At 78.7% G+C, this 2,872-nt stretch carries 1 protein-coding gene and 1 pseudogene; both read left to right on the forward strand.

Going from position 1 to position 2,872, the window contains the following annotated elements:
• A partial coding sequence (locus RKE29_RS29070; protein ID WP_312008699.1) for an SNF2-related protein occupies nt 1–2,106 on the forward strand: 2,106 nt, incomplete at its 5' end.
• A pseudogene (locus RKE29_RS29075) lies at nt 2,103–2,872 on the forward strand (SWF or SNF family helicase); the annotation flags it as partial. The gene RKE29_RS29070 and the pseudogene RKE29_RS29075, both read left to right, overlap by 4 nt.

Raw genomic sequence — 2,872 nt, forward strand, 5'->3', positions numbered from 1 at the left:
CGGCGGGCCGCCCGCGCGTGGCCGCCGCTGGCGCCGCTGCTGTCGGCCGCCGTCCCGGACGCGCTCGACCTGGCGGACGACGAGGTCACCGCGCTGCTGGGCCCGGCCGCCGCGGCCCTGGACGCCGCGGGGGTCGAGGTCTTCTGGCCGCGCGGCCTCGCGCGCGGGATCTCCGTACGCGCGGTCGTCGGCCCGGACGGCAGCGGGCCGGACGACGGCGGACCAGACGACGGCGGCCCGGACGGCGGCCGCGGTGGCGCCGCGACCGCCCCGGGAGCCGACAGGGTGCGGGAGGGCGGCCGGTCCGCGGGGCGGTCCGGAGTTCCGTCGTCCCTGGACGCGGCCGCACCGCTGCGGCTGTCCTGGCGGTACGCCGTCGGCGGCCATGACCTGACCGGCGCGGAACTCGACCGGCTCGCCGAGGCCGGCCGGCCGCTGGTGCGGCTGCGCGACCAGTGGGTCGTCGTCGACCCGGAGGCGGCCCGCCGCGCCCGTGGGCGGCGGGACCGGCGGATCACCCCGGGCGAGGCGCTCGGCGCCGCGCTCAGCGGACGCGCCGAGGCGCGGGGCGAGAGCGTGGCGGCGCGCGCCACGGGATGGCTGGCCGACCTGCGCGACCGGCTCGCCGACCCGGGGCGCGCGGCCGCGGAGCCTGTCGCTCCGCCGGCCGCGCTGGCCGCCACCCTGCGCGACTACCAGCTGCGCGGCCTCACGTGGCTCGCCGGGCTGACCGCTCGCGGCCTCGGCGGCTGCCTCGCCGACGACATGGGCCTGGGCAAGACCGTCACGCTGATCGCCCTCCACCTGCACCGCCAGGCGGACCCGGCCACCGCGGGCCCCACCCTGGTGGTCTGTCCGGCCTCCCTGCTGGGCACCTGGCAGCGGGAGATCTCCCGGTTCGCGCCCGGCACGCCCGTACGCCGCTACCACGGCCCCGCGCGGGAGCTGGACGACCTCGCGGGCGGCGGGTTCGTTCTCACCACCTACGGCACGATGCGGCTGGACGCCGCGCGGCTGGCCGCGGCCGGGCCGTGGGGCCTGGTGGTCGCCGACGAGGCGCAGCACGTGAAGAACCCGTTCTCCGCCACCGCGCGGCAGCTGCGCGCCATCGGCGCGCGGGCGCGCGTCGCGCTCACCGGCACCCCGGTGGAGAACAGTCTGACCGACCTGTGGGCGATCCTGGACTGGACCACGCCGGGTCTGCTGGGCACCCTCGGCGCGTTCCGCCGGCACTACGCGCGGGCCGTGGAGAACGGCGCGGGCGGCGGGACGGCCGCGGACGCGGCGGCGGCCGCGCGCCTGTCCCGGCTGGTGCGCCCGTTCCTGCTGCGCCGCCGCAAGTCCGACCCGGGGATCGTGCCGGAGCTGCCGCCGAAGACCGAGACCGACCACCTGGTCGCGCTCACCGCGGAGCAGGCCGGGCTCTACGAGGCGGTGGTGCGCGAACTCCTCGCACAGGTCGCGGGGGCCGGCGGCCTCGCGCGGCGCGGCCTGGTGGTGAAGCTGCTCACCGGCCTGAAGCAGATCTGCAACCACCCCGCCCAGTTCCTCAAGGAGGACGCCCCCCGCGTCGCGGGCCGCTCCGGCAAGCTGGACCTGCTGGACGAGCTGCTGGACACCCTGCTCGCCCGGGAGGAGAGCGTGCTGGTCTTCACCCAGTACGTGGCGATGGCCCGGCTGCTCCAGACACACCTGGCCGCCCGCGGCGCCCCGGCCCAGCTGCTGCACGGCGGCACGCCCGTGGCGCGGCGCGAGGAGATGGTGCGCCGGTTCCAGTCCGGTGAGGTGCCGGTGTTCCTGCTGTCGCTGAAGGCCGCGGGCACGGGGCTGAACCTCACCCGGGCCGGGCACGTCGTGCACTACGACCGCTGGTGGAACCCCGCCGTCGAGGCACAGGCCACCGACCGCGCCCACCGCATCGGCCAGACCCGTCCGGTGCAGGTGCACCGGCTCATGGCCGAGGGGACCGTCGAGGAGCGCGTCGCCGCGCTGCTGGAGCGCAAGCGCAGGCTGGCCGACGCCGTGCTCGCCTCCGGCGAGGCCGCGCTGACCGAACTGACCGACGCCGAGCTGGCGGAGCTGGTACGGCTGGGAGGCGGCGCATGAGGGCGGGCGGCAGCCCCGCGGACGCGGCCCGCACGGCCTCCGGCGCGAACGGCCGGGAAGACCAGGAAAGGGACAGGGACCCGGTGGACGGCTTCGACGGGGCGCGGGCCGCGGCCCGCGCCGAGCGCACCTTCGCGGCCCTGCCGCCCGCGCGGGGCGGCGCGTTCGCCCGGACCTGGTGGGGCAGGGCGTGGCTGAAGGCTCTGGAGGACACCGCGCTCGACGGGGAACAGCTCAGGCGGGGCCGCCGGCACGCGCGGGCCGGCGCCGTCGGCGCGGTCAGCGTGCGCCCGGGCCGGGTCACCGCGGTCGTACGGGGCACGGACCGCGCCGCCCACCGCTGCGACGTGCTGCTGCGGGAGTGGACCCGCACGGAGTGGGACCGGCTGCTGGAGGTGATGGCGGACCGGGCCGGGCACATCGCCGCGCTGCTCGACCGGGACATGCCCCCGCACCTGGCCGAGGACGCGGCCGCGGCGGGCGTCGACCTCCTGCCGGGACTCGGCGACCTGGAGCCTGAGTGCGCCTGCGGCGAGTGGGACCTGTGCTCGCACACGGCGGCGCTGTGCTACCAGGTCGCCCGCCTTCTGGACGAGGACCCGTTCGTCCTGCTGCTGGTCCGCGGCCGCGGCGAGCGGGAGCTGCTGGACGAGTTCGAGGCGCGCAGCGCGGCGCGGGCCTCGCGGGCGCAGCCGCGGACGGCCGGTCCGGGGACGGTCCCCGGGGCGCCCGCGCCGCGGCCGGCGCCCCGGGGCGTGCCGGCCCG

The organism is Streptomyces sp. B1866 (assembly GCF_031932565.1).
In the GTDB taxonomy this organism is placed as follows: Bacteria; Actinomycetota; Actinomycetes; order Streptomycetales; family Streptomycetaceae; genus Streptomyces.